1 pseudogene is annotated in these 214 nt (G+C 66.8%); it reads left to right on the top strand.

What is annotated here, in order from left to right:
• Positions 1-214: pseudogene (locus OR16_RS39355) on the top strand (ABC transporter ATP-binding protein); the annotation flags it as partial.

The following is a 214-nucleotide window of genomic DNA, read 5'->3' as shown; positions in this document are numbered from 1 at the left end:
CGCCCACCACCTGGCGGTGCAGATGGTGTTCCAGAATCCCTATGCTTCGCTCAACCCGCGCCTGCGCGTTGGCCAGATGATCGCCGAGGGTGCGGTCTATCACGGCGTGGCTGCGCGCGCGGACGCACCCGCGTTCGTCAACGATCTGCTAGCGCAGGTCGGCCTGGATGCCTCCTATGCCGATCGCTATGCGCACCAGTTCTCGGGCGGGCAG

Source organism: Cupriavidus basilensis OR16, from assembly GCF_000243095.1.
GTDB classification, from domain to species: Bacteria; Pseudomonadota; Gammaproteobacteria; order Burkholderiales; family Burkholderiaceae; genus Cupriavidus; species Cupriavidus basilensis_D.
Note: the sequence above shows the minus strand (reverse complement) of the source record. Positions and strands in the feature narration are given on the sequence as shown.